This window comes from Phenylobacterium aquaticum, from assembly GCF_022695515.1.
GTDB lineage: Bacteria > Pseudomonadota > Alphaproteobacteria > Caulobacterales > Caulobacteraceae > Phenylobacterium > Phenylobacterium aquaticum.
The window spans coordinates 1-25046 of sequence record NZ_JALDPT010000052.1 but is presented as its reverse complement, the minus strand read 5'-3'; the positions used below and the strand labels follow the sequence as shown (position 1 = coordinate 25046).

Here is a 25046-nt window from a genome sequence, read left to right as displayed (position 1 = left end):
TCACCACATCGCCCTTCTTCACGTGCCACTTGGCGAGCGTCCCCTCCTCCATGGTCGGCGACAGGGCGGGCATCAGGACATCAATGGACATGGCGTCAGCTTCTCAGGCGCTCGGGCTGGTTTCGACCAGGACCGTGGGCGTCCAGCGCGACAGGCGCCGGGCCAACTTGGCCTCGTCGGTTTCATAGTCATAGACGGCGGGTTCGGGCGTGCGGTCGGCGAAGGCCTCGAAGCCCACGCCGGCGACATTCAGGGTGGCGAAGGCGCGGCCTTCCACCTCGATCAGCGAGGCGACATAGACGCCGCAGTCCGCGCAGATCAGGGCGTCGGTGGCCCGGCGGCCGAACCGGTATCGGGTGAGCGCGCCGGGCGCGACCTCTATGTGCAGCCGGCTTGCAGGATCGCTGGTGGTCCGCGACCCGTGCCGCCGGCAGAACCCGCATTGGCAGGCGCGCAACGGCAGCTCGGCCACCGGCTTGCCGGGCTCGAACTCCACCCGGATCGCGCCGCAGTGGCAATGTCCGGTCAGGACCGCGCTCATGACGGCTCCAGGGACAGATGGGCCAGCTGGTCGGCGTTGGCCTCCCAGTTCTGGCCGTCGAACGCTGACAGATCGAGCTTGGCGGCCTCGTCCAAGCAACGGGCGTTCACCGACCAGCCGTCGGGGTTCGACCTGGGCCGATAGAAGCTCTTGATCCCGCACTCGGCGCAGAACAGGTGCTTGGCCACCCGGGTATTGAACGTGTACTCCGCCAGCCGCTCCATCCCCTTGGTCACCCGAAACCGGCTCTCCGGCACGATGATGTGGATGAAGCCGCTCTTGGCGCACATCGAGCAGTTGCAGGTCTGGGCCTCGACGACCTCGGGCAAGGCCACCTCGAAGCGCACGCCGCCGCAATGGCAGCCGCCGGCGCGCCAGGTGAAGCCCTCCAGGCTCATTTGTAGGTCGCCGCCTTGGCCGCCTTCACGATCTTCTCGACGGACGGCAGGGACAGGTGTTCGAGATTGGCCGCATAGGGCAGCGGCACGTCCTCCTGGTGGACCCGCATGGGCGGCGCATCCAGATAGTCGAAGGCGTGCTCCAGCACTCTGGCGATGACCTCGGCGCCGACGCCCATCGGGCCCCAGCCCTCCTCGACCGTCACCAGACGATTGGTCTTCTTCACGCTCTCGACGATGGTCTCGTGGTCCAGCGGGCGCAGGGTGCGCAGGTCGATGACCTCGGCCTCGATGCGGCGCCGGCCAGCTCCTCGGCGGCCTGCAGGGCCAGGCCCACCATGCGCGAGTGGGCGGTGATGGTGACGTCGGTCCCGGCCCGGCGCACCTTGGCCTTGCCGATCGGTACGACCCAGTCGATCCCCTCGGGGATCTCGAACTCCTGGCCGTAGAGCATCTCGTGCTCCAGGAAGACCACGGGGTTGGGATCGCGGATCGCGGCCTTGAGCAGGCCCTTGGCGTCGGCGGCGTCATAGGGCGCCACGACCTTCAGGCCCGGCACCTGGGCGTACCAGGCCGAATAATCCTGGCTGTGCTGGGCGCCCACGCGGGCGGCCGCGCCGTTGGGACCGCGGAACACGATCGAGCATTTGATCTGGCCGCCGGACATGTAGAGCGTCTTGGCCGCGGAATTGATGATCTGGTCGATCGCCTGCATGGCGAAGTTCCAGGTCATGAACTCGACGATGGGCTTCAGGCCGGCCATGGCCGAGCCGACGCCCAGGCCTGCGAACCCATGCTCGGTGATCGGGGTGTCGATCACCCGGCGGTCGCCGAACTCCTGCAAGAGGTCACGGGAGACCTTGTAGGCGCCCTGGTACTGGGCGACTTCCTCGCCCATCAGGAACACCGTGTCGTCCCGGCGCATCTCCTCGGCCATCGCGTCGCGCAGGGCGTCGCGAATGGTGATCTTGACCAGCTTCACCCCCTCCGGAAGCTCCGGATCGCGCAGGGCGACGGGCGCGGGCGCCGTGGCGACCGGCGCGGCCGGCGCACTCTCAGCCGCGGCCTTCGGCGCCTCCGCCACCGGTGCGGGCGCGCTGGGCTGAGCCGCCGGCGAGGCGTCTCCCGACAGGCGCGCGATGGGGGTGTTGACCTTGACCTCCTCGGTGCCTTCCGGAACCAGGATCTCCTCGATCACGCCTTCATCGACGGCTTCCACTTCCATGGTCGCCTTGTCGGTCTCGATCTCGGCGATGACATCGCCGCTCTTGACGGTGTCGCCCTTTTTCACGTGCCACTTGGCGAGCGTGCCCTCTTCCATGGTGGGCGACAGGGCGGGCATCAGGACGTCGGTCACTGAGCGGCCTCCAGATAGACGTCGGTATAGAGTTCGGACGGTTCGGGTTCGGGCGAGGTGCGCGCGAACTCGGCCGCGTCGGCGACGATTTTCTTCACCTCGGCGTCGATCGCCTTCAGCGCGGCCTCGTCGGCCCAGCCCTTCTTCTCCAGCAGCTCCTGGAGGTGGTCGATGGGATCGCGGGTCTTGCGCACCTCGTCGACCTCCTCCCGCGTCCGGTACTTAGCCGGGTCGCTCATGGAGTGGCCGCGATAGCGGTAGGTCTTCATCTCGAGAATATAGGGGCCCTTGCCGGACCGGGCGTGCTCGGCGGCGCGGCCGGCGGCCTCCCGCACGGCCAGAACATCCATGCCGTCAACCTCTTCGCCCGGAATTTTGAACGAGGCGCCGCGCTTGTGCAGGTGGGTCTCGGACGAGGCGCGCTCGATGGAGGTGCCCATGGCGTACTGGTTGTTCTCGATCACATAGACGACCGGCAGGCTCCAGAGCTCGGCCATGTTGAAGCTCTCATAGACCTGGCCTTGGTTGGCCGCGCCGTCGCCGAAATAGGCGAAGGCGACATTGCCATTGGCCTTGTACTTGTTGGCGAGCGCCAGCCCCGTCCCCAGGCTGACCTGGGCGCCGACAATGCCGTGGCCGCCGTAGAAGTCGGCCTCGGTCGAGAACATGTGCATCGACCCGCCCTTGCCCTTGGACGAGCCCCCGGCGCGGCCGGTCAGTTCGGCCATGACCTCCTTCGGGTCCATGCCGCAGGCCAGCATGTGGCCGTGGTCGCGATAGCCGGTGATCACCTGGTCGCCGGCGACCTTGATCGACTGCACGCCGACGGCGATGGCTTCCTGACCGATATAGAGATGGCAGAAGCCGCCGATCAGGCCCATGCCGTAGAGCTGCCCGGCCCGCTCCTCGAAGCGGCGGATCAGCAGCATGTCGCGGTAGTAGGAGAGAAGTTCGTCCTGGGTCACGCCACTTTCAGTAGCATCTTTGACACCGGTGTCATTACTTTTCCGCTTCGCAGTCGAGCCCGTCTGCCCTCGCGCCATGCGTCTCTCCGTGGAATGCGCCACCGCGGCATGTCTCCGCGTTAAACCAGATCCGTAGGGTCCGAATCCGCCCTGATCAGGGCTTCGTTCGGATCACATAGTCCCTCGGATCAGCGAAACCTAGCAGGGAACGCGCACGTTCCTCCAGAAGGTCCGCCGAAAGGCTGGAATCGCGCAGCAGCTTGGCGCGGGCTTCCAGGTCCTGCCGCTCGGCGCGCACCTTGTCGAGTTCCTGCATCTTGGCGACCAGGGTCGCGTCGCGCTGGTTCGAGGTGAGCAGCCCCCGGTCCCCTGTCAGCGCGTGGAACGCAAAATAGAAGATCAGGAACGCCAGGGCCGTGGTCGGCAGATAGGGGCGAAGTCGTGCGAGCACTGGCCTGGAATCACTCAGATTTCGATACGGCCAGTCTCGCCCGATATGCTTAACTTTGGTTTACGCGCGCTTCAGGGCCTTGCGGCCGAGATAGATGGCCTGGTCGCCCAGTTCTTCCTCAATGCGCAGCAGCTGGTTGTACTTGGCCACCCGGTCGGAGCGGGCCAGGGAGCCGGTCTTGATCTGACCGCAGTTCAGGGCGACGGCCAGGTCGGCAATGGTCGAGTCTTCCGTCTCGCCCGAGCGGTGGCTCATCACCGAGGTGTAGCCGGCGCGGTGGGCCATATCGACGGCGTCGAGCGTCTCCGACAGGGTGCCGATCTGGTTGACCTTCACCAGGATGGAGTTGGCCAGGCCCTTGTCGATGCCGACCGACAGGCGGGCAGGATTGGTCACGAACAGGTCGTCGCCCACCAGCTGGACCTTGCCGCCCAGCTTGTCGGTGAGCAGCTTCCAGCCCTCGAAGTCGTCCTCGGCGCAGCCGTCCTCGATGGTGGCGATCGGGAACTTGGCGACCAGGCCGGCCAGGTACTCGACCATGGCGCCCGGCTCCAGGGTCTTGCCCTCGCCTTCCATCACGTACTTGCCGCCCTTGAAGAACTCGGTCGAGGCGACGTCCAGGCCCAGGAGGAAATCCGTGCCGGCCTTGTAGCCCGCCGCTTCGCCGGCCTTCACGATGAAGGCCAGGGCGTCTTCGGCGGTGGCGATGTTGGGGGCGAAGCCGCCCTCGTCGCCGACATTGGTGTTATGGCCCGCCGCCTTCAGCGCGCTCTTCAGGCCGTGGAAGATCTCCGCGCCCATGCGCAGGCCTTCGGCGAAGGTGGCCGCCCCGGTCGGCAGGATCATGAACTCCTGGATGTCGATCGGGTTGTCGGCGTGGGCGCCGCCGTTGATGATGTTCATCATCGGCACCGGCAGGACGCGGGCGCCGACGCCGCCGACGTACTTGTAGAGCGGCAGGTTGGCCGAGCCCGCCGCGGCCTTGGCGGCGGCCAGGCTAACGCCCAGGATCGCATTGGCGCCCAGGCGCGACTTGTTCGGCGTGCCGTCCAGCTCGATCAGAGCATTGTCCAGCCGGCGCTGGTCCTCGGCCTCGAAGCCCGACAGCGCGTCATAGATCTCGCCATTGACGGCCTCGACCGCCTGCAGGACGCCCTTGCCGAGATAGCGGGCCTTATCCCCGTCGCGCTTCTCGACCGCCTCGTGGGCGCCGGTCGAGGCGCCCGACGGCACCGCGGCGCGGCCCATGGAGCCGTCTTCCAGCACCACGTCCACCTCGACCGTCGGGTTGCCCCGGCTGTCCAGGATCTCACGGGCGGTGATGTCGACGATCTCGGTCATGGGAACTCCCAGGGTTTCGGTATGGCGCGGGCCGTGAAAAAAGCCCGCGGAGCCTTAGCCAGCTTCGGCCGGTTGAGCAATCATCGCCGCGACGTCACAGGGCTTCACTTGACTTCCCCGGCGATCTTCACGGCTGATCTCGCCAGCTTAAGAGGAGAATTGCGACGATGTTGCTGGTGGAGATCAAGGATCAGGTGGCCGTCGTCACCCTCAACCGCCCGGACGCCATGAACGCCCTGTCCCGGGCCCTGCGCGCCGAGCTGCACAAGGCGCTCACCGCGCTCGACGCCGACCCCGCAGTCAAGGTCATCGTCCTGACCGGCGCCGGCGAACGGGCCTTCACCGCCGGTCTGGACCTCAAGGAGCTGGGCAGCGACCCCGACGGCCTGAAGGCCGCCAACGCCACCGAGCCCAACGAGAACCCGGCCTGGGCGGTGATCGCCTGCAAGAAGCCGGTGATCGGCGCCATCAACGGTGTGGCCATCACCGGCGGCTTCGAGCTGGCGCTCGCCTGCGACGTCCTGATCTGCTCGACCAAGGCCCGCTTCGCCGACACCCACGCCCGGGTCGGCATCACGCCGGGCTGGGGTCTGTCTCAGAAACTGTCGCGGACTATCGGCCCCTATCGGGCCAAGGAGCTGTCGCTCACCGGCAACTTCCTCGACGCCGAGACCGCCTATGCCTGGGGCCTGGCCAACCGGGTGGTCGCGCCGGAAGAGCTGATGCCCGCCGCCCTGAAGCTCGCCGCCGACATGGCCCAGATCGATGGCGAGATGCTCAACACCTACAAGGCCATGATCGACGACGGCTATGCGCTCGCCCTGCACGACGGGCTGGAGCTCGAGCAGTCGGTCTCCCGCGCCCACAACCGCCACGTGACGCCCGAGGCCGTCGAGGCCCGCCGCGCCGGCATCCAGGCCCGCGGCCGCAGCCAGTAGTCCAGACAGACGAAAACCACCCGCTCCGGCCCGGAGCGGGTGGCTTCAGAACTTCGGACTTGCAGCGAACCGGCCGGCGCGACGCGCCCGGCCGAACCGGAACTAGTCTTCCTTCGGCGTCAAGACCTGGCGGCCCTTGTACATGCCGGTCTTCAGGTCGACGTGGTGCGGACGCTTCAGTTCGCCCGTTTCCTTGTCTTCGACGAAGGAGTTGGCGCCCAGGGCGTGGTGCGAGCGGCGCATGTTGCGACGCGAGGGGGATACTTTGCGCTTAGGAACGGCCACGGGAGAATCTCTCAGGCGGAAATGCGGAAGCAGCGGCCCGAAGCCAGGGCCGCCGACGTGAGCGCGCGTGTATGCATGAAACGCTGCGCCGTTTCAAGGGCGCGCGGGACATGCCGACAACCACGATGAGAAGGAGCCCACGCATCCTAACCCAGCACCCCGGAAATCGCCGACCTGTTTCGCGCCGGTGCGATTGACGTCAACATGGACGAGTGGGTCTTGAGGGGCGGATCTCTCGCCTGGATGGTCTAGTTTTGGGACCATAACCGCGAAGGCCAAATGTCGGCGCGAGGCCCCCTCGCCCGTCGTCCCACAGTCCGGCCGAGGGGGCCGGCCCCTTAAAGGAGGCGGCCAATGCGCGTGATGGTGTTTGTGAAGGCGACCGAGGGCAGCGAGCGGGGCGACGCGCCCGAGCCCTTCACCAGCGAGATGATGGCCGCCATGGGCCGCTTCAACGCCGAGCTGCGCGCCGCCGGCCTGCTCCGGGACGTCGGCGGCCTCACCCCGTCATCCCAGGGCAAGCGCGTCGCCTTCGACGGCGCCAGCCGCCTGGTCATCGACGGCCCCTTCGCCGAGACCAAGGAGGTGATCGCGGGCTTCTGGATCTGGGAGGTGAAGGACCTGGACGAGGCGATCGCCTGGGTGAAGCGCTGCCCCAACCCCATGCCGGTCCCCAGCGAGATCGAAATCCGCCCAATCGCCGGCTAGGTCTTGCGCACGAACTCCGCGCGCAGCACCAGGCCCTTGATGCCCTCGAACCGGCAGTCGATCTCCTGGGCGTCGCCGGTCAGGCTGATCGAGCGGATCACCGTGCCGCGCTTCAGCGTCTGGCCGGCGCCCTTGACCTTCAGGTCCTTGATCAGGGTGACGCTGTCGCCGTCGGCGAGCAGGTTGCCGACCGAGTCGCGCACCTCCACCACCTCGCCGCCGGCCGCCGCGGGCGCCCCGCGCGCCGCCAGCTCGGCCGCCGAGACCCACTCTCCGGTCGCCTCGTCATAGACGAACTCGTCCTCGGGCGTGGTCATGGGGCAGGTCTCCGTAAAGCTTGGCCGCTTCCTGGACCCTGGGAGCCTCGCGGGCAACTGTTTCGGCAAGGTCGATCCGCCGCTAGGCTGTCGCCTTCGACCGCCGCGGAGCCTTAAGCCTTGCCCCGAAGCCCAGCCCTCGCCGGCGCCCTCCTCCTGGCGCTCGCCGCGCCCGCCCAGGCCGCTAGGCCCCACGCCGCGCCGCCCGCCGGGCCTCCGACCGCCCACGGGATCTATGTCGCCCAGGACGCCTGCCCCTTCGAGGGCTGCAGCTTCGCGACCTATTGGCGGGCGACGGCGCGGGCGGCGCTCTATGCCGCTCCGGGCACGGCGAGCGCCCGCGCCTGGATCGCGCCAGGCGAGGAGGTCCGCGCGCTCTCCAGCGAATACTGGCTGACGCCCGTGCGCGGGGTCGTGCGCGCCGCGACCGGCCGATTCCGCAAGGGCGAGACCGTCTGGCGCCTGGAGCCCCAGGGCGAGGGCGTCGCCACCCTCTGGCGGCGCGGTGAGCTCGACTGGATCGACTCAGACGAGGCCAAGGCCGTCGCCTGGGACAGGCTTCCGAAGTCCGCCCCGCCCGACGTCTGGTGGGTGCGGGTGCGCCGCGCGAACGGCGCGGAGGGCTGGCTGCGCGACCCCACCCGCAGCTTCGAATGCCTGGACCAGTTTAGCGGCGACGAGGGCTGCCGCCCGGCGCCCGCGCCCTAGGCGGCGAAGCCGCGAAGAGATTGTCCACGAACCCCACGAACGACACGAACGCGGGCCGGGCACGCGCTGGGCTCAGCCCCGCAGGCGCTTGGGCGCGACGCCGGTCCAGGCCAGGCGCAACAGGAGGGCCAGTTGGTCTTCGCTCACCCGGTCCAGCCACACGAAGGTCCAGCCCTTGCGGCCCCAGAAGCCGGGCACAGGCTCGACCGCGCCAGGCGCCGCCAGATTGTGCTGGTCCTCAGGATCCAGCCGCAGCGTGGCCCGGCCCCCCTCGCCCACCGTGCAGAAGATCTTCTTGCCGACCAGATAGGCCGGCTTGCCGTGGTCGTCGCCTTCGACGGCTTCCGGGAGGGACAGGGCGAGGCGGTGGAGGTCGGTGGGGGTGGGCATGGGGTGAGGATGGCGGGGGATGGGCTTGCTGGAAAGCAGGTTTGCTCGCGGCGGCTGTGCGCCATGGGCGGACATTCGCGCCGGCGCCGGAAGCGGCCGGTTACGTGCGCTCGGACGTTCGTCGCCAGGGACCGCCCGCCGCAAAGGCGACAGCGGAGGGCCCGGGCTACTTCGCCGGCCTTCGGCGGCGCGGCACGCGAACGGTCGCTTCGCCGTCCATCACCAGCTCATCTCCGACGTGAACCTCACAGCGCAGGACGATCCGCGCGGTCGCCTCGTCGACCGTCGTGACGGTGACGCGGGATACGGCCACGTCACCAATCCGGACGGGCTTATGGAAGGTCAGGGTCTGGCTAAGATAGATGGCGCCCGCTCCGGGCAGGATCGTGCCGACGACCGCCGAGCCGAACGAGGCCGATAGAAGACCGTGTGCGATCCGACCTCGGTAGGCCGTCTTGGACGCGAATGTTTCGTCCATGTGCACCGGGTTGAAGTCGTCCGAGGCTTGCGCGAACTGGGAGATCCGAGCCTCGGTGACAGTCACGCGCTTTTCGGCGGTCATTCCGACGACTAGCTCTTCCAGGATGTAGCCCCCGGAGGGGTGTGCTTCGATCATATCGACTGCAGTAGTGCTCCAGCTGTTTCTCCGCCAGCAGAGATGGCCACGGGAGTTGGTGTCAGGGCGCCGTGATCGGCACTGCCGCGTCGCTATTTATCCGCCAGCCTTGAGGCGTTGGTCCGGCACACCTGCATGTAGCGGGTCCTATCGAACGCCGCCGGGTTTGCGCCCTCTCCCGATCAGCCGCGGCCGTCGCCTCTGCGCCACTTCCGGACGTCGGACTAGCTCCTGAAACCAGACTTTCGAGAGCTCACGGGATCTTTGCGAAGCACTTTGCAGATGTCATGGCGAACCGAGTCGCCAGCGACGTAGAAATATGAGGTTTCTGTGGGGCGGAGACTTCGACGGTGAGTGATGAGCTGATCATGAGGCGGTTCACCAAGGCACAGCTAGCCGAGCTCAATGGCCGGATGCGTGCATGGACGACGCTACAAGACTTCGCTCAGATGATCGAGGAGGTCCGCGCCGCGGCAGGATTTTATGCGGTGTCGCAAGGAGGGCTGAAGATCTGGCGGGAAGCTTGGGTGGCTATTTCGTGTGGTCAGCTTAGCCACGCGCTCCGCGTTAAGCTCGGCAACGATCCACCCGATTTCGAGCTCGACTACGGCGACCATCAGCGCCAATTCGAAATTGTCGATGTTATGCCGGCCGGTCGAAAGCTCGGCCAAACGTACGATCACTACGCCGAACGGTGGAACAACCATGCCTCGATCACACTGGAGCGGGTGGGAGGTGAAGCCGAGCACAATGCTCTGCCAAATGATCTTGAGAGCCAACTCCAGGCCAAGGCGTCGAAGGCTTACAATCCTCCACCGATCCTCGTCGCCGACATTCACCACGAGCTATTCCCGTGGACGGACTTCTCAGTAGAACAACGGCTGGCAAGGATCGCGACCCAATATCTCGGTCACTTTCCCGAGGTGTGGCTGCGAAAGGGAGCGCACATATTGCGTATTACGCCTCACGGCGCTACGCGTCTCGCGCCGATCGAGCCGCCGGAAGACTAACAGAGTGGCGCCACGAGTTGACATTGGCTTCCGTCAGTGAAGCGAACACTTGGCGAGACTCGCGCGACTCTCAAGTAATGACGTCACAGATCGTCCTCATAGCGTTCATCATTGATGATCTCGTCGAGCTCCGGTCCGTCCGGTCGGAAGGGAGGGAGGGAGGTCTGAGGCATAGACCGCCTCCAAGCGCAGCGCCGCCTTCCGACTCGCGAATGTACTCTTCCAGCTCTCAGTCGAGCCACGGGAAGGCGACGGCCATGTAGTAGTCGACTGTGTAGCAGGGCATCGTGACGTCGATGTGCTCGGCGGCCTCGCCAGCCGGTTCGTCCGATCTGTTTCGAGCGCCATCAGTGGGTTTCGCGTTGATAAGCCCTGCTACGACCAGCTTAGCCTCACGGCGGCTGGCTAGTCCCCCAGCGAGCGGGCGTAACGTCCGCCTGGCATGCGAGCCAGCGCCTGGAAAGAAGTGGTGCTATGCCCAGCGTAGGGTAGCATTCCCCGGAGGTTCGGGCTTGGCGAAGACACAAAATAAGCTGCAACGTTGGGAAGTCGCCATGGTGAAGGCGATGATCACTCAAGGTAAGCGAGACCAGGAAATCCTCGCTTATTTCACCCGCCCAACGCGCACCATCAACCACGGGCGCATCAAAGAAATCCGAGACGGAACTAAGCATAGACAGGTCCCGGCCGCCACGCCCGACCAAATGCAGGACTTCCTCGCCATCTGGCCCGAAGTGGAGCCGGCGACCGGTCTGCACCATATCGGTGACGAACTCCTCGTCAAAGCTCGCGAAGCGATGCTGCAGGCCGTTCATGGGTTCAACAGCCCGCGAGCCTACTTCAAGTCGGAACTGTTCATCGTGCTAGCTGTGATCGCGTGGACCTATCTGCTCCACTGGTACTACCGCGCGAATGAGATTGATTACCGATACTACAAGGACGGCGCGCCTCTGAAGACCAAACACGGTGCCGACAAACACTGGGAGCTGGAGGCCTGCCTCGACTGTGCCGACTGCCCAATCGATGACGCGACCAAGGCCAACCTCCGGTTCCTGATCGCCATTCGACACGAAATCGAGCACCAGATGACGCGCCGAATCGACGACACGATCAGCGCGAAGCTTCAAGCGTGCTGCTTGAACTTCAACACGTCCATCAAGGCCCTGGCGGGGACCAAGAACGGCTTGGATGCTGAATTATCCGTCGCACTTCAGTTCTCAGCGATCGAGCGTGAGCAGCGCGACCTCCTACTCACCGAGACTGACCTACCTGCGCACGTCATCGCGGCGCACACGGAGTTCGAGGACGCGCTCACCGAAGAGATGGTGAAGGATCCCCGGTACTCCTATCGAGTGTTTTTTCTCGAGAAGGTGGTCAATTCCAAGGGAAGGGCTGACGAGGTCGTGGAGTTCGTGAAGGCGACGAGCGCCGAAGGCGAAAAAGCCGCCCGCTTCCTGCTGAAGGAGGCGGAAAAGCCGAAGTACAAGCCAGCGCAAATCGTCAAGAAGATGCAGGACGAGGGCTATCCGAAGTTCAAACAGCACCATCACGCTAAGCTCTGGAACGATTTGGACGCCCGCAATCCCGCGAAGGCATTCGGCGTCTACCTCAAGGACAATGACTGGTGGTGGTACGAGAACTGGCTCGACCGCGTACGGCTTCACTGCGATGAGCATAGCGCCTGGTACGCGTGACAAGCCCATCTATGTACCGCTAGCGGGTGGACCTTCCTTGATTCCCAAGACTAAGGAGCCGACGGGGTCGCTAAGCTTGCCGCCCTACAGCGGACGTCCTGAACTTCCCCAATGAGCCCAATGCGGACCCAGGAGTATTTCGAGCATCTCCCCCCTCAACACCAGCTCGCCTGCCCCGCCTTCGGCTCGCGCAGGAGCTCCTGGATGTTCGCCTCGATGATGCGGAAGCCGACATTGCCGTAGAGCTTCTGGCGGCCGTCATTGAGGACCAGGGTGGGACTGCCCTGCAGGCGCAGGGTCTCGGCGTCCTGGTGGTCTGAGGCGAGCGCGGCGAAGGCGGCGCCGGTGTCGATCAGGGGTTTGAGGCGGGCCGGGTCGGCGCCGGCCTGTTCGGCGACCACGGCCTGGACCGCTTGGGCGGCGATGTCCCGGCCGTGCTTGAAGAAGGCCTCGCGCATGGCACGGACTGCGGTGTCGGCGGTTCCGGGGGCGCAGCCGCCGGCGGCTTCGTCCAGCTGGATCGCCTTGAGCATCAGGTGCGCGCCCCAGGACGAGGCCGGGCGCACGGTGAGCCAGAGGTCCGGGTGGACGGCGATCTCGGGATAGGTCTCGGCGGTGTGGCGCAGGTGGGCGTTGAAGCCCTCATAGCCGCCCCGGTCGGCCCAGGCGGCGGGGATCTTGCGGGCCGTGTCGCCGAACACCGAGCAGAAACGGTAGCGCACCTGGACCTGGTCGCCGAAGGCCTCGCGCACGGCGGCCAGCCGCAGCTCGGCCAGATAGGCCCAGACGCAGAGCACGTCGGAGAAGCAGTCGATGGGGACGGTCATGGGGGCTCCTGGGCGTAGGCGGACGTACGGCGCTTAGCGGACCCGGGCGGGCGCGGATATGATCCTGGGCAAGCGGGAGGGCGGCGACGCCGCGAGCGGATCGACCACGAACCTCACGAACGCCAAGACCACTTTGGCGATCTGGCTTTGGCGGGACGGGCGCTCCGTGGGCCGCTGGGGTTCGTGTTTTTCGTGTTTCTCGTGGTCAGGCCTTGAGGATGGCTCAGCCGCCGCGTCGCGAAGAATTTGACCACGAAAAACACGAAAAGCACGAACGGGTCGAGGCGGCGGCGCGGCCTTACCACGTGGGATCGGCGCTTCGCGCCAAGCTTCAGCGGTGAGGTTTGGACCCGTTCGTGTGGCCGAGGCTTGCTGGTTTGGATTGGCGCTTCGCGCCCAGCGGCCCCCTACCCCGCCGGGTGCAGGCCGGGCGCTTCCTGGCCGGTGCGGGCGACGTATTCGGTGTAGCCGCCGCCGTACTGGTGGACGCCTTCGGGGGTCAGCTCCAGGACGCGGTTGGACAGGGCGGCCAGGAAGTGGCGGTCGTGGGAGACGAAGAGCATGGTCCCCTCGAAGTCCGCCAGCGCCGTGACCAGCATCTCCTTGGTGGCCATGTCGAGGTGGTTGGTGGGCTCGTCGAGGACCAGCAGGTTCGGCGGGTCGAACAGCATCTTGGCCATGACCAGCCGGGCCTTCTCTCCGCCGGACAGCACGCGACAGGGCTTCTCCACGTCGTCGCCGGAGAAGCCGAAGCAGCCCGCCAGGTTGCGCAGCACGCCCTGGCCGGCCTGCGGGAAGGAGCGCTCCAGGGATTCGAAGATGGTCTCCTCGCCCTCCAGCAGGTCCATGGCGTGCTGGGCGAAATAGCCCATCTTGACGCTGGCCCCGATGCTGACCACGCCCTGGTCGGGGGCGGCGTCGCCGGCCACCAGCTTGAGCAGGGTCGACTTGCCGGCGCCATTGGCGCCCAGCACGCACCAGCGCTCCTTGCGGCGCACCAGGAAGTCGAGGCCCTGATAGATCGGCTGGGCGCCATAGCCCTTGTGGACGGCGCGCAGGCTGACCACGTCCTCGCCGGAGCGCGGCGGGCTCTGGAACTCGAACTGGATGGTCTGGCGGCGGCGGGGCGCCTCGACCCGCTCGATCTTGTCGAGCTTCTTGACCCGGCTCTGGACCTGGGCGGCGTGGCTGGCGCGGGCCTTGAACCGCTCGATGAACTTGATCTCCTTGGCCAGCATGGCCTGCTGGCGCTCGTACTGCGCCTGGCGCTGCTGCTCGGTGAGCGCGCGCTGCTGGTCGTAGAAGTCGAGGTCGCCGGAATAGGTGATCAGCGAGCCGGCGTCGATCTCCACCACCTTGTTGATGATGCGGTTCATGAAGGCGCGGTCGTGCGAGGTCATCAGGAGCGCGCCGTCGTAGTTCTTCAGGAAGGCCTCAAGCCAGATCAGGCTTTCCAGGTCGAGGTGGTTGCTGGGTTCGTCCAGCAGCATGGCGTCGGGGCGCATGAGCAGGATGCGGGCCAGCGCCACGCGCATCTTCCAGCCGCCGGAGAGCAGGCCGACATCGCCGTCCATGCGTTCCTGGCTGAAGCTCAGGCCGGCCAGCACCTCGCGGGCGCGGGCCTCGAGCGCGTAGCCGTCGAGCGCCTGGAACCGCTCCTGCACCTCGCCATAGCGCTCAATGATGGCGTCCATCTCCGCGGCCTGGTCCGGATCGATCATGGCGGCCTCCAGGCTGGCCATCTCGGCAGCGAGCGCGCTCACCGGGCCGACGCCGTCCATCACCGCGGCGACCGCGCTCTGGCCCGACATCTCGCCGACGTCCTGGCTGAAATAGCCGATGGTCCTGCCCGCATCGATCGCCACCAGGCCGTCGTCGGGCGCCTCCTGGCCGGTGATCATCCGGAACAGGGTGGTCTTGCCGGCGCCGTTGGGCCCGACCAGCCCCACCTTCTCCCCCTTGAGCACGCCCATCGAGGCCTCGATGAACAGGATCTGGTGGCCGTTCTGCTTGGAGATGTTGTCGAGGCGGATCATGGGGCGGTCTGCTAGCGCGGGGGCGCGGTGAACACCAGCCTTGGGGGTTGGGGCTTGCGGCGCGCCGCGAAGAATTCGACCACGAAAAGCACGAACGGGCCGTGGAGGCGGCGAGGCCTTGCCAGGTCGGATCGCCGCTTCGCGCCCGCCCGCGCGGCCCTGGCTTCAGGCGGCCTTGGGGATGTTGAGGCCCTTGGCGAGCAGCCAGGTCGGCAACAGGATGATCTCGAACAGAGCCACGGGGATGGCCATGAAGGTCGAGGGGCCGAGCGGCGAGGCGTCGAGCAGGTCGAACCAGCTGGCGACGCCGCCTGTGAGCACCAGGGCGTAGCCGAGCAGGCCGATCGCGGAGATGGCGCGGGGCACGAGCCGGAAGCGGTGCAGCTGGCCCACGAAGATCAGGCCGCCCAGGCCCAGCAGCGGCAGGGAGAGCGTCGTCAGCCCCTGGAGCTTGAGATGCTGGAGCAGGTCGCCGACGGCGGCGAGCTCGGGGGCCGGACGGGCGATGTAGCTTTGGCTGAGCGGGATGAGCATCAGGGTGGCGGCGATGCCGACCATCATGATCGCGCCCTCCAGGATGCGGGCGGTCAGATAGCCGATCGCGGCGGTCTCATCGAGGCGGCGCAGCAGCGGATAGGCGAAGACCGCGATGAACACGACGCCGATATTGTTGATCGACCAGAGCAAGGCGCCCCAGGCGATGGCCCCCTTGGCGGGATAGACGCGGGCCAGATAGTCCGGCGCCTTCAGGATCGGGTCGAGAACGGTCACGCCATAGATCGAGGTCGCCGCGGTGATCAGGAACAGGGCGGCGATGGCGATCTCGGCCCGCCTCTGACCGGGCGCGAGCGCGCGGGCGACGGGGGGCTTGGGCTTCGTCGCGGGCATGTCTGGTTTTCCGGGCGGCAGGGGCGCGACCCGTATGGGCCCGTTTGAGGCCCGCCGTTAGTGAACAATGGTCAAGGTTGCGGGTTGCTCCCCCAGCGGGGGAGGAACTTTGGGACCTACACCAGGCGGCTGCGTTCCTTGGCGGCGCCGATGAAGCTGGCGAACAGGGGGTGGGGCTGGAAGGGGCGGCTCTTCAGTTCCGGGTGGAACTGGACGCCGACGAACCAGGGATGGTCCTCGCGCTCGCAGATCTCGGGCAGGACGCCGTCGGGCGACAGGCCGGAGAAGATCAGGCCGGTGTTCTCGATCGCCTGGCGGTAGCCGATATTGACCTCGTAGCGGTGGCGGTGGCGCTCGTGGATCACCGGGCCGCCATAGATCTCCTCGACCTTGGAGCCGGGGGTGAGGATGGCCTCATAGGCCCCCAGGCGCATGGAGCCGCCCAGGTCGTCGCCTTCCTTGCGGACCTCGCGCTCATTGCCGCGGACCCACTCGGTCATCAGGCCGACGACGGGTTCCGGCGTCGGGCCGAACTCGGTGGAGGAGGCCTGGGGAATGCCGGCCAGGTTCCGGGCCGCCTCGATCATCGCCATCTGCATGCCGAAGCAGATGCCGAAATAGGGGATCTCGTGCTCGCGGGCGAACTGGACGGCGCGGATCATGCCGGCCGAGCCGCGCTCGCCGAAGGCGCCGGGGACCAGGACGCCATGGACATCCGTCAGGCGCTCGGAGATCAGCCCCTCCTCCCGCTCGAAGGCCTCGCCCTCGATCCAGTCGAACCGGACCCGGACATTGGTGGCGACGCCCCCGTGGATCAGGGCCTCGACCAGGGATTTGTAGGCGTCGGTCAGGCCGGTGTACTTGCCGACGATGGCGATGTTCACCTCGCCGTCCGGATTGGCCAGGCGCTCGGAGATGTTCTCCCAGCGGCTGAGGTCCGGGGCGGGCGCGTCCTTGATGCCGAACACGTCCAGCACTTCGCGGTCGAAGCCCTGGATGTGGTAGTCGAGCGGCACGGCGTAGATGTTGGCGCTGTCCATCGCCTGGATGACGGCGCTGGGGCGCACATTGCAGAACTGGGCGATCTTGCGCCGTTCGCTCTCGGGGATCTCCTGCTCGCAGCGGCAGAGCAGGATGTCCGGCTGGATGCCGATGGAGCGCAGCTCCTTGACCGAGTGCTGGGTCGGCTTGGTCTTCATCTCGCCGGCCGTCTTGATGTAGGGCAGCAAGGTCAGGTGGATGTAGCAGGCGTGGCCGCGGGGCAGCTCCTGGCCCAGCTGGCGGATGGCCTCGAAGAACGGCAGGCCCTCGATGTCGCCCACCGTGCCGCCGATCTCGACCAGCACGAAGTCGACGCCCTCGCCCGGATCGGACAGGACGAACTGTTTGATCTCGTCGGTGACGTGGGGGATCACCTGGACGGTCGCGCCCAGATAGTCGCCGCGGCGCTCCTTCTCGATGATGGTCTTATAGATCTGGCCGGTGGTGATGTTGTCCGCCCGGGTGGCGTTGACGCCGGTGAACCGCTCGTAGTGGCCGAGGTCGAGATCCGTCTCCGCGCCGTCGTCGGTCACGAAGACCTCGCCGTGCTGATAGGGGCTCATCGTGCCGGGGTCGACGTTGAGATAGGGGTCGAGCTTACGGAGGCGGACCTTGTAGCCACGCGCCTGAAGGAGCGCGCCAAGGGCGGCGGACGCGAGACCTTTTCCCAGGGAGGAGACCACGCCGCCGGTGATGAAGATGTACCGGGTCATGGGCGATCAGAGTAGCCGTGATTCGGCCGCGCCGCGCTGTGGCGATTCGCAGCGAGCTGTGGACGAAAGGGCGCAGCGCGCGGCGACACGCACACGCAAATGCGAAGGGAGCCGCCGAAGCGGCTCCGAAGAGGTCTTGTTACGCATGACTTAGATCAGGGCTTCGGCTGGGCCGGGGCGGCCGGTTCGGCCTGACCGGTGAAGGGATTGCGCACGGTGGGCGTCGGCGCCTGCAGGGGCTGCGGGCCCGTGGTCGGCTGGGCCGGGGCGCTCTGGGCGGGCTGGACCGGCGGGCGGTTCAGGCTGGACGGCGCCAGGTTGTCGATCTTGATGCGGTCGACGACGGAGGACGCGCTCTTCTCACGGCCGGTGAGGAAGGTCAGCGTCAGGCTGAGCACGAAGAACAGGGTCGCCAGGATCCAGGTCGTGCGGGTCAGAAGGTCCCCTGCCCCGCGCGCGGTCATCAGGCCGGTCGGACCGCCGCCCATGCCCAGAGCGCCACCCTCGGAGCGCTGCAGCAGCACCACGCAGATCAGGGCGACGCAGACGATGATATGGAACGTGAGCAGTATTCCGAGCAGCATGTCTTGGTCCGATGCGTTCGGGCGGACGGACCGCGCCGAAATGAAGCGCGCGCTCTACCACCACAGAGCGCCCAAGGCCATAGCTAGGTGGTCGCCGCGGGACCGCAAGGCGCAGCTGTCCCTCACCGGCCGATCGGGCCGAGCCTTCAGGCGCGCACGGCGCGGGCGACGCACAGGCCGTCGGAGTGATCGACGCGCACCGCCAAGGGGATGGCGTCGATGTCGAGACAGGCGGCTAGGTCCTCCGCCGACAGGGTCTGTCCGTCCAGCCGCGGACTGAGCGCGGCCACCGCCTGGCGAATGACGTCCCGATCGGCGAACGCCCCTGGAGCAGGGCCCGCATATAGAGGGCGCAGATCTCATCCTCCTCGGTGCGCGCCGCGTCGTCGCCGGCGGCGATCAGCCAGACCTCGGCCTCCCCGTCGTCGAGGATCGCACGGACCGTCGCGGCGGCGTTGGCGAGCGAGGCGGCGTAGACGCGCGTCGCGGCGCGCGCGGCGAGGACGCCCTTGGTGCCGTTGGAGGTGGTCTGGATCAGGACATCGCCCGCGAAGGACAGGTCGCGGATCTCATGCGGGGAGTTGCCGAAATCGAACCCCTCCGGCTTCACCCCGCGCCGTTCCCCGATGCAGATCCGCCCGACGCCGCGGTCACGCAGCGCCAGCGCCGTATCCAGGTCGTCGACCATCACGATCGCCTCAGCCCCATTGGCCAGGGCGACCGCCGCGGTCGTAAAGGCGCGGAACACGTCGATGATCACCACCGCGCCGCGGGCCCGGCCCGCCGAGGCGGTCAGGGACTCGATCACGATCGTGGGCGGGGTGGGCATGGCCGTAGGTGGGGGTCCGGACATTTGCAATACGCCTATGGTGTTGAAATGGGCCGGTTGAATCGGTGCCTTGGGCCGGAGCGAAATCCGATCGTCCGCTCCGACTCCAGTTAGATTGGGAGCCCGGCTTTACAAGGAATGCCGCGCCCCTCAGGGTCCTCACGGACCAGGAATACGCAGTTGCCCGCACTCAGCAATAATATCGAAAATCGCGTCCGTAAGTTGCCCAAACCGTCTAACGCGACGCAGGGCCTGCAGCCGCTGTTCGAGGCGGTGAGCAACGCCATGTTCGCCTTGGAAGACCGCCTGGAGAAGGATGTCGCCAAAGGTCGGATCGACATCCGCGTTACGAACCTGGCCCGCCCAGACAAGATTGAAATCGTTGTGGCGGACGCCGGCATTGGCCTCGATGAGAAGCGCTATGGCGCATTCTGCCAGGTCGACACCGACTTCAAGCACGCGCGCGGCGGCAAAGGCGTGGGCCGGCTCTTCTGGCTTGACGCCTTTTCCAGCATCAAGGTTGAGAGCACCTACGCGGCAGCCGATACAATCCAACGTCGTGCGTTCGACTTTGTCTTAAATAATATGGAGCAGGTCGTTCCACACCAAGAGGGCGTGCCGGCCAATGGCACCGACCTAGGCACGACCATTACCTTCAAAGGCCTAAGGACGAAGGACTACGCGGACCACTTTCCTCGGCGGTCCGACACCTTCCTTCGATACTTCAGCGCCCATTTCATCGCCGACTTCCTGGTCGGAGGCGGCCCCCGCCTCGTCGTCGACCTCGACGGCGATTTGACCGAATACCCGAAGGCCGTGGTCGATCTGACTGTCGGCATGCCGCAGGAAACCACATTCCAGCACAAGGAATTTGGAACGCTCACGATCTTGGGCTTCACCTGCCAAGCAGAAGCCAGTACCGGGCTCGAGGGTCGGCACCAGTTGCACCTGCTGGCGAACGGACGGACGGTCGAGACTCGAAAGGTCGACAACCTCTTGGGGGTGACGGACCTAGAGCGCGACGGGAAGAAGGAGTTAGTCTTCCATGGCTGTGTCTCTGGCGAATATCTCGACCTACGCGTGAACGAAGGCCGAACGGCCTTCAATCTTCCGGAGCGCACGCTCAAGGACATCAGCCGCGCCTGTATGGAGATCGTCAAAGAGCGGCTTCTGCCGGATCAGATTGCCAAATTCGCCAAGGAGCGTCACGACAACTACGTGGACTTCGTCGAACGCTATCCGACTTTCGGCTTCGACACCGACGAAACCCAGTTAAAGCGGGTACCGTTCCACGCCAAGGCCCCAGAAGACTTCGCTTCAGGCCTAATCAAATACCAGATCCGCCGCGAAGAGGGCCGCCAGAACTCCCTTCAGGAACTCATCGACTCTCTCGATCTGGAAGAAATTCCGATCAATCTGGAAGCCACGGTCGCCAGCGCCGTCAAGGAGATACAAACCTCCGAACAACTCGCGCTTGCCCAGCACGTCGTGCGACGAAAGTTGGCGCTGGAACTGCTGGACAAGTTGATCAGGCGCATCCGCGCCCGCGAGGACAAGGAAGACGACAACCACCTCGAACGGACGTTACACGCCTTCATCTGCCCGATGAGGGTCATGGGCGACGACGCATCCGAACTGAAAAGCCGCGCGCACGACCTTTGGGTGGTCGATGAGCGGTTGGCATTCACGCGCGCGTTCTCGTCGGACAAGCGCCTTGATGCAGTTCTCGCAGAGGGCGGCTCATCGGACCGCCCCGACCTCCTCGTCTGGAACTTGGCCTATGGCCTCGGCGTCACCGACGCCGACAACCCCGACACCGTCGACCTATCGGAGCCACTCAGGTCGATGATGGTTGTCGAGTTCAAGAAGCCCGGCCGGACGGTCTACGCCAAGGCCGAGGACAACGTCGAACAGCAGATCACGAAATATCTGGCGCAGCTGAAGGGCGGCGAGATCGAGACGTTCGACCGGGCGAAGGTCCGGGTCGCGGACGACTGCATTTTCCATTGCTATGTTGTGGCCGATATCCGGGGTGATCTTGAGCAGCAACTTTCGAGCTGGCCGACAACCGCAAACGGCCAAGGGCGGGTGCGGCCGCTGAACAATGCCTATCGCGGGCAGATCGAGGTTATCCAGTGGCAGGATCTGATTAATGACGCCTGGATGCGTAATCGGGCGACGCTGAATGCCGCAGGGCTGAGCCGAAATCGACCCACGACGATGGCGCCGAAGGCGGAGGCACCGATCGTTGACGACGAAAACGATGAGGATGACGATGACGAGGGCTGAACCAGCGCTATGAACGAGGCGTTGCGCGACATTCCCGATCGAATCCTTGGCCTTGCAACCGCGGCTCTGACCCAGGCCAACATGCACGCGGTCTTCATGGATCCTGGCAGCGAACACTGGCCGCAGATGTCCATCCTGAACACGGCTCATGCCGGTGAGCTGTTCTTGAAGGCGATGATCGCCAGCGAGCATCCCCTCCTGATCTTCAAGGATCTGGTCAGCCTCGACGACAATCGGACCGACGAGCTTGGGCTTGAGACGCTTCTTTCCCGCGGCCGCACCCACGACTTCGAGAAGCTGCCTCAGGTACTTTGGGCCACCACGGGCCTGCGGATACCCAATCCCGAGTGCTTCGAACGGCTCCGGCGGGCGCGCAACGCCATTCAACATTTCTGCGCGCCCGATATCCGTGACCTCAGCGCCCTATCCTTGGAATTCATCTACACGATCATCGACCCGTTGATAGCCGAGTGCTTTGGGTTGTTTGCGATCGAGTACCATGAGGATCACAGCGTCGGTTACGACTACGTAGTCAAAGCCTTGCTGGTGCGGGAATTGCGCTTCTCCATCCCCGACAACTTCCGCCTTACCGAAATCCGCATCGCCGAGGAGATCGAGGACGCGAGCCCCGAGTACCAAACCTGGGTCCGATCCGCACTCGCCGATGCCGGCAAGTCCGAGCTTCTGTCGCGCTAGATATCGCCACTTGCCCAGTAAGACGTGGCGGAAATCCTCTGAGCGAGACACTCCGCAACGCGATCGTTCCGACTGTCGCCTTCGGGCCGTGAACAGCCCATCAGCATGTCCGCCTTCAGCGCCAGAGGCTAAGCGCTCTGCTCCGACGAGCCCCTCACCTACACTGGACTCGCCCCCCGCCTAGTGCCCCCCACCCATCGGCGCGGCGTTCTTCGGCTTCGGCGCGAGCCAGATGATTGAGGCCGCCAGGACCAGGACTCCGGCGGCGGCCAGGAACATCTGGTTGGTCGACAGCATCACGGCCTGGACCTGGACCAGCCGGTCGAGCTGGCCGATGGCCTGGTCGTGGCTGAGGCCGGCGGACATCATCTTGTCGATGGTCGCCTCCGGGTTGCGCAGGGAGCCGGCCAGGATCTCGTGCTTCTTGGAGGCGGTGTTGTCCCAGGCGGTGGTCATGATCGAGGTGGCGAAGGCGGCGCCCGTGGTGCGCAGGAAGTTGGCGAGCCCCGAGGCCGAGGCCGTCTCCTCCGGATCCACCGAGGACAGGGCAAGGTTGGTGGTGGAGATGAAGAAGAAGGGCATGGCGAAGCCCAGCACGAACTGCGGCAGGGCGATGTCCCAGAAGGCCGCGTCGGTGTTGAAATGGGCGCGCCACAGCGAGATCGCGCCCATCCAGAACACCCCGAAGGAGGTCAGGATCCGCCCGTCGGTCTTGCCGACGAACTGGGCCACGATCGGCGACATGATCACCGCCAATATGCCGTTCAGACAGCCGGAATAGCCGGCCCAGGTGGCGGTGTAGCCCATGGAGGTCTGCAGCCAGAGCGGCAGCAGCACGACGCTGGCGAAGAAGGCCCCGAAGGTCAGGCTGAGCGTCGCCACCCCGATCGAGAAGCCGCGGTGGCGGAAGACCCGCAGGTTCACCACCGGATTCTGCGCGGTCAGCTCCCAGATCAGGAAGGAGCAGAAGCCGACGGCGGTGACGATGGCCAGGATGATGATGGTCGGCGAGGAGAACCAGTCGAGCTCCTTGCCCTTGTCGAGCATGATCTGCATGCAGCCGACCCAGACCACCAGCAGACCCAGGCCGACATAGTCGACCGGCACCTTCCGGGTCGCCGTGTCGTGGTCGATCAACAGCTGGTAGGCGAAGAAGCCGACGAAGGCCGCCACCGGGATGTTGATGAAGAAGATCCAGCTCCAGTGCATGTTGTCGCTGATCAGCCCGCCGAGGATCGGCCCGGCGATGGGGGCGACCACGGTCGTCATGCTCCAGAGCCCAAGCGCCTGACCGGCCTTGTTCTTCGGGAAGATGTGCAGCAGCAGGGTCTGGGACATCGGCATGATCGGGCCGCCGCAGAGGCCCTGGGCGACGCGGAAGGCGACGAGCAGGGCGAAGCTGGGCGCGAAGCCGCAGGCCAGGGAGAACAGGCCGAAGCCGGCCATGCCGAAGGCGAAGACCCGGGTCGCCCCGAACCTCTGGGCCAGCCAGCCGGTCAGGGGCACGGTGATGGCCTCGGCCACGCTGTAGGAGGTGATGACCCAGGTGCCCTGGCTGGGCGAGACGGCGAGCGCGCCGGCGATGTGGGGCACCGAGACATTGGCGATGGTGGTGTCGAGCACCACCATGAAATTGGCCAAGCCCAGCAGCAGCGCGGCCAGCATCAGCCGCGCGCCGGTCAGGGGTTGGACCTCATCGACCATAGTGGCCATGGCGGGGCTCCGGACGCGGGAACTAGTGGGCGGACGTGTCGATCTCGGCCTTCATGGACAGGCCGACCCGCAGGGGGTGATCGGCCAGTTCCTTGGGATCCAGCGCGATGCGGACGGGGACGCGCTGCACCACCTTGATCCAGTTGCCGGTGGCGTTCTGGGCCGGGATGATCGCGAAGGCCGAGCCGGTGCCGCCCGACAGGCCGACCACCTTGCCGTGATACTTCACCTTGCCGCCATAGAGGTCGGCGGTGAGTTCGACGGGCTGGCCGATGCGGACGTTGCGCAGCTGCACTTCCTTGAAGTTGGCCTCCACATAGGCGTTCTGCACCGGCACGATGACCATCAGGGCGCGCCCGAGGCGACCTTCTGGCCGATCTCGATGGTGTTGCGGGTGACGACGCCGTCGACCGGCGCGCGGACCGTGGTGCGGGCCAGGTCGAGCTCGGCCTGGGCCAGCCTGGCCTTGGCGGCGAGCACTTCCGGATTGGAGGCCACGTCGCTGCCGGCGATCAGGGTATTGGCCGCCTCCTGCTGGGCGCCGGCCGCCGCGGCGGTGGCCTTGGCCTGGACGAGGGCGGAGCGGGCGGCGGTCAGCTGGGTCTCGGCGGCGGTCAGTTCGTCGCCGGAGACGGCGCCGCCGGCCGAGAGGGCCTTGCGGCGATTATATTCGACCTCGGCGCGGCGGAGTTCCGCCTGGGCGCGATCGATGTCGGAGGCGCGGGCCTGGGTCTGGGCGGCCAGCGCCTTGTCGTTGGCGAAGTACTGGCGGACCCGGCGCTCGGCCTGGTCGAGATCGGCGCGGGCGCGGGCGAGCGCATAGCGGTAGTCGGCGGGCTCGATGACTGCGAGCACCTCGCCCTTCTTCACGGCCTGGGTCTCATTGACCGGCACCGAGACCAGGGCGCCGCCGACCAGGGCGGTGACCTGGGCGGTCGAGGCCTGGACATAGGCGTCGTCGGTCTCGACATGCTTCGAGCCGACCAGCAGCCAGAAGACGAAATAGATGATCCCCACGACGGCGATGACGCCGCCCAGGATCGTGAACAGATTGCGGCGGCGCGTATTGGCGGAGGCCGGAACGTGGTCTTGGGTCATCGGCGTATCTTTCCGGGGAGGAACGGGGATCAGGCGCGGAAGCCGCCGCCCAGGGCGCGCACGAGGCTGGCGTCCAGGGTCAGGGCTCGCGCCTCGAGCTGAGCGACGGCGCGGCGCTGGGCGATCACGGCGTCCTCGGCGGTCAGCAGGGTGAGATAGGTGGAGAGACCGCCCTCATAGCGCTGGCGGGCGATGCGATAGGCCGCCTCCCCCGCCTCCAGAGCCTCGCGGGCGGCGGTGAGCCGGGTCTCCAGGGCGCGCTCGCCGGCGGCGGCGTCGGCCACCTCATTGAGCGCCTGGATCAGGGTCTGGTCATAGGCGGCGACGGCGGCGTCATAGTCGGCGCGGGCGCCGCGATAGCCGGCCCGCAGGCGACCGCCCTCGAAGATCGGCAGGCTGAACGCCGCGCCGACCTGGCCGATGTCGGAGCCCGACTTGGTCAGCATGTCGAGGCCGAGCGACTGGACGCCCAGATAGGCGGCGAGATTGATGTTCGGATAGAAGCCGGCGCGGGCGACGGCGATGCGCTTGCCGGCGGCCTCTGCCCGCAGACGGGCGGCGCGCAGGTCGGGCCGGCGGCGACCAGATCCACGGCGAGATTGGCCGGCAGGCC

The 25046-nt window shown here is 66.4% G+C and carries 27 protein-coding genes and 1 pseudogene; 7 read left to right on the top strand and 21 right to left on the bottom strand.

The features are described 5' to 3' along the window. The 7 genes and pseudogenes from MQH10_RS24215 to eno form a co-directional block, all read right to left on the bottom strand. A partial coding sequence (locus MQH10_RS24215; protein ID WP_242566544.1) for a hypothetical protein occupies window positions 1–91 on the bottom strand: 91 nt, incomplete at its 3' end. 12 nt (window positions 92–103) lie between these two features. Further along, on the bottom strand, window positions 104–541 hold the full coding sequence (locus tag MQH10_RS24210) for a GFA family protein (protein ID WP_242566542.1): 438 nt from the start codon (window positions 539–541) through the stop codon (window positions 104–106). Then, the gene (locus MQH10_RS24205; RefSeq protein WP_242566541.1) at window positions 538–939 is read right to left on the bottom strand and encodes a GFA family protein; all 402 of its coding nucleotides are present in this window, start codon (window positions 937–939) and stop codon (window positions 538–540) included. The genes MQH10_RS24210 and MQH10_RS24205 overlap by 4 nt, the downstream gene beginning before the upstream one ends. Further along, window positions 936–2296: pseudogene (locus MQH10_RS24200) on the bottom strand (pyruvate dehydrogenase complex E1 component subunit beta). The gene MQH10_RS24205 and the pseudogene MQH10_RS24200 overlap by 4 nt, the downstream one beginning before the upstream one ends. Beyond that, window positions 2293–3339 carry a pyruvate dehydrogenase (acetyl-transferring) E1 component subunit alpha gene (pdhA, locus tag MQH10_RS24195; protein ID WP_242566540.1) on the bottom strand — a complete coding sequence of 349 codons (1047 nt, stop codon included), beginning with the start codon at window positions 3337–3339 and terminating at the stop codon, window positions 2293–2295. Before pdhA ends, MQH10_RS24200 begins: the two are co-directional and overlap by 4 nt. A gap of 76 nt (window positions 3340–3415) precedes the next feature. Continuing rightward, window positions 3416–3712 carry an FtsB family cell division protein gene (locus MQH10_RS24190; RefSeq protein WP_242566539.1) on the bottom strand — a complete coding sequence of 99 codons (297 nt, stop codon included), beginning with the start codon at window positions 3710–3712 and terminating at the stop codon, window positions 3416–3418. 60 nt (window positions 3713–3772) lie between these two features. Further along, complete coding sequence (eno, locus tag MQH10_RS24185; RefSeq protein ID WP_242566538.1) at window positions 3773–5053, bottom strand: phosphopyruvate hydratase; 1281 nt, start codon at window positions 5051–5053, stop codon at window positions 3773–3775. Window positions 5054–5220: 167 nt separating this feature from the next. On the opposite strand from eno, the gene MQH10_RS24180 reads away from it, so the two are divergent. Then, entirely contained in the window at window positions 5221–5991 is a 771-nt protein-coding gene (locus MQH10_RS24180) for an enoyl-CoA hydratase (protein WP_242566537.1), read from the top strand. Between the two features lie 102 nt (window positions 5992–6093). On the opposite strand, the gene rpmF is transcribed toward MQH10_RS24180, so the two are convergent. After that, the gene (rpmF, locus tag MQH10_RS24175) at window positions 6094–6276 is read right to left on the bottom strand and encodes a 50S ribosomal protein L32 (protein ID WP_111458439.1); all 183 of its coding nucleotides are present in this window, start codon (window positions 6274–6276) and stop codon (window positions 6094–6096) included. Between the two features lie 354 nt (window positions 6277–6630). On the opposite strand from rpmF, the gene MQH10_RS24170 reads away from it, so the two are divergent. Beyond that, the gene (locus MQH10_RS24170) at window positions 6631–6984 is read left to right on the top strand and encodes a YciI family protein (RefSeq protein WP_242566536.1); all 354 of its coding nucleotides are present in this window, start codon (window positions 6631–6633) and stop codon (window positions 6982–6984) included. On the opposite strand, the gene MQH10_RS24165 is transcribed toward MQH10_RS24170, so the two are convergent. After that, entirely contained in the window at window positions 6981–7196 is a 216-nt protein-coding gene (locus MQH10_RS24165) for an alkylphosphonate utilization protein (RefSeq protein ID WP_242566543.1), read from the bottom strand. The genes MQH10_RS24170 and MQH10_RS24165 overlap by 4 nt on opposite strands. Before the next feature lie 225 nt (window positions 7197–7421). Here MQH10_RS24165 and MQH10_RS24160 point away from each other — a divergent pair, with 225 nt between their 5' ends. Then, window positions 7422–8009 (top strand): hypothetical protein, encoded by a 588-nt coding sequence (locus MQH10_RS24160; RefSeq protein ID WP_242566535.1) that lies wholly within the window; start codon window positions 7422–7424, stop codon window positions 8007–8009. 72 nt (window positions 8010–8081) lie between these two features. Here MQH10_RS24160 and MQH10_RS24155 read toward each other — a convergent pair whose 3' ends face one another. Beyond that, entirely contained in the window at window positions 8082–8399 is a 318-nt protein-coding gene (locus tag MQH10_RS24155) for an MmcQ/YjbR family DNA-binding protein (RefSeq protein WP_242566534.1), read from the bottom strand. A gap of 166 nt (window positions 8400–8565) precedes the next feature. Then, window positions 8566–9015, bottom strand: coding sequence for a MaoC family dehydratase (locus tag MQH10_RS24150; RefSeq protein WP_242566533.1), 450 nt, complete (start codon window positions 9013–9015; stop codon window positions 8566–8568). Window positions 9016–9365: 350 nt separating this feature from the next. Here MQH10_RS24150 and MQH10_RS24145 point away from each other — a divergent pair, with 350 nt between their 5' ends. After that, window positions 9366–10025, top strand: coding sequence for a hypothetical protein (locus MQH10_RS24145; RefSeq protein WP_242566532.1), 660 nt, complete (start codon window positions 9366–9368; stop codon window positions 10023–10025). A 512-nt stretch (window positions 10026–10537) separates the two neighbouring features. Beyond that, window positions 10538–11719: a DUF3644 domain-containing protein gene (locus tag MQH10_RS24140; protein ID WP_242566531.1), complete on the top strand. Its 1182-nt coding sequence runs from the start codon at window positions 10538–10540 to the stop codon at window positions 11717–11719. A 155-nt stretch (window positions 11720–11874) separates the two neighbouring features. On the opposite strand, the gene MQH10_RS24135 is transcribed toward MQH10_RS24140, so the two are convergent. The 6 genes from MQH10_RS24135 to MQH10_RS24110 form a co-directional block, all read right to left on the bottom strand. Next, complete coding sequence (locus MQH10_RS24135) at window positions 11875–12546, bottom strand: DsbA family oxidoreductase (protein ID WP_242566530.1); 672 nt, start codon at window positions 12544–12546, stop codon at window positions 11875–11877. 407 nt (window positions 12547–12953) lie between these two features. Then, window positions 12954–14582 carry an ABC-F family ATP-binding cassette domain-containing protein gene (locus MQH10_RS24130; protein WP_242566529.1) on the bottom strand — a complete coding sequence of 543 codons (1629 nt, stop codon included), beginning with the start codon at window positions 14580–14582 and terminating at the stop codon, window positions 12954–12956. A gap of 165 nt (window positions 14583–14747) precedes the next feature. Continuing rightward, on the bottom strand, window positions 14748–15470 hold the full coding sequence (locus tag MQH10_RS24125) for a DUF4386 domain-containing protein (RefSeq protein ID WP_242566528.1): 723 nt from the start codon (window positions 15468–15470) through the stop codon (window positions 14748–14750). 116 nt (window positions 15471–15586) lie between these two features. Then, the gene (locus MQH10_RS24120) at window positions 15587–17224 is read right to left on the bottom strand and encodes a CTP synthase (protein ID WP_242566527.1); all 1638 of its coding nucleotides are present in this window, start codon (window positions 17222–17224) and stop codon (window positions 15587–15589) included. A 155-nt stretch (window positions 17225–17379) separates the two neighbouring features. After that, window positions 17380–17808: a preprotein translocase subunit SecG gene (gene secG / locus MQH10_RS24115; RefSeq protein WP_242566526.1), complete on the bottom strand. Its 429-nt coding sequence runs from the start codon at window positions 17806–17808 to the stop codon at window positions 17380–17382. 235 nt (window positions 17809–18043) lie between these two features. Continuing rightward, on the bottom strand, window positions 18044–18661 hold the full coding sequence (locus MQH10_RS24110) for a 2-phosphosulfolactate phosphatase (protein WP_242566525.1): 618 nt from the start codon (window positions 18659–18661) through the stop codon (window positions 18044–18046). A 156-nt stretch (window positions 18662–18817) separates the two neighbouring features. Between MQH10_RS24110 and MQH10_RS24105 the strand changes: the two genes are divergently transcribed. Together MQH10_RS24105 and MQH10_RS24100 are read left to right on the top strand one after the other, a co-directional pair. Beyond that, window positions 18818–20926, top strand: a complete 2109-nt coding sequence (locus MQH10_RS24105) for an ATP-binding protein (protein WP_242566524.1) — start codon at window positions 18818–18820, stop codon at window positions 20924–20926. A 9-nt stretch (window positions 20927–20935) separates the two neighbouring features. Beyond that, window positions 20936–21622 (top strand): hypothetical protein, encoded by a 687-nt coding sequence (locus MQH10_RS24100; RefSeq protein ID WP_242566523.1) that lies wholly within the window; start codon window positions 20936–20938, stop codon window positions 21620–21622. 180 nt (window positions 21623–21802) lie between these two features. Here MQH10_RS24100 and MQH10_RS24095 read toward each other — a convergent pair whose 3' ends face one another. The 4 genes from MQH10_RS24095 to MQH10_RS24085 form a co-directional block, all read right to left on the bottom strand. After that, on the bottom strand, window positions 21803–23335 hold the full coding sequence (locus MQH10_RS24095) for a DHA2 family efflux MFS transporter permease subunit (RefSeq protein WP_242566522.1): 1533 nt from the start codon (window positions 23333–23335) through the stop codon (window positions 21803–21805). Between the two features lie 22 nt (window positions 23336–23357). Next, window positions 23358–23681 (bottom strand): HlyD family secretion protein, encoded by a 324-nt coding sequence (locus tag MQH10_RS26970; protein ID WP_336605216.1) that lies wholly within the window; start codon window positions 23679–23681, stop codon window positions 23358–23360. Beyond that, on the bottom strand, window positions 23681–24433 hold the full coding sequence (locus MQH10_RS24090) for an HlyD family secretion protein (RefSeq protein WP_336605215.1): 753 nt from the start codon (window positions 24431–24433) through the stop codon (window positions 23681–23683). The genes MQH10_RS26970 and MQH10_RS24090 overlap by 1 nt, the downstream gene beginning before the upstream one ends. Window positions 24434–24462: 29 nt before the next feature. Then, window positions 24463–25046: TolC family protein (locus MQH10_RS24085; protein ID WP_242566521.1), on the bottom strand; the 584-nt coding region annotated here is incomplete at its 5' end.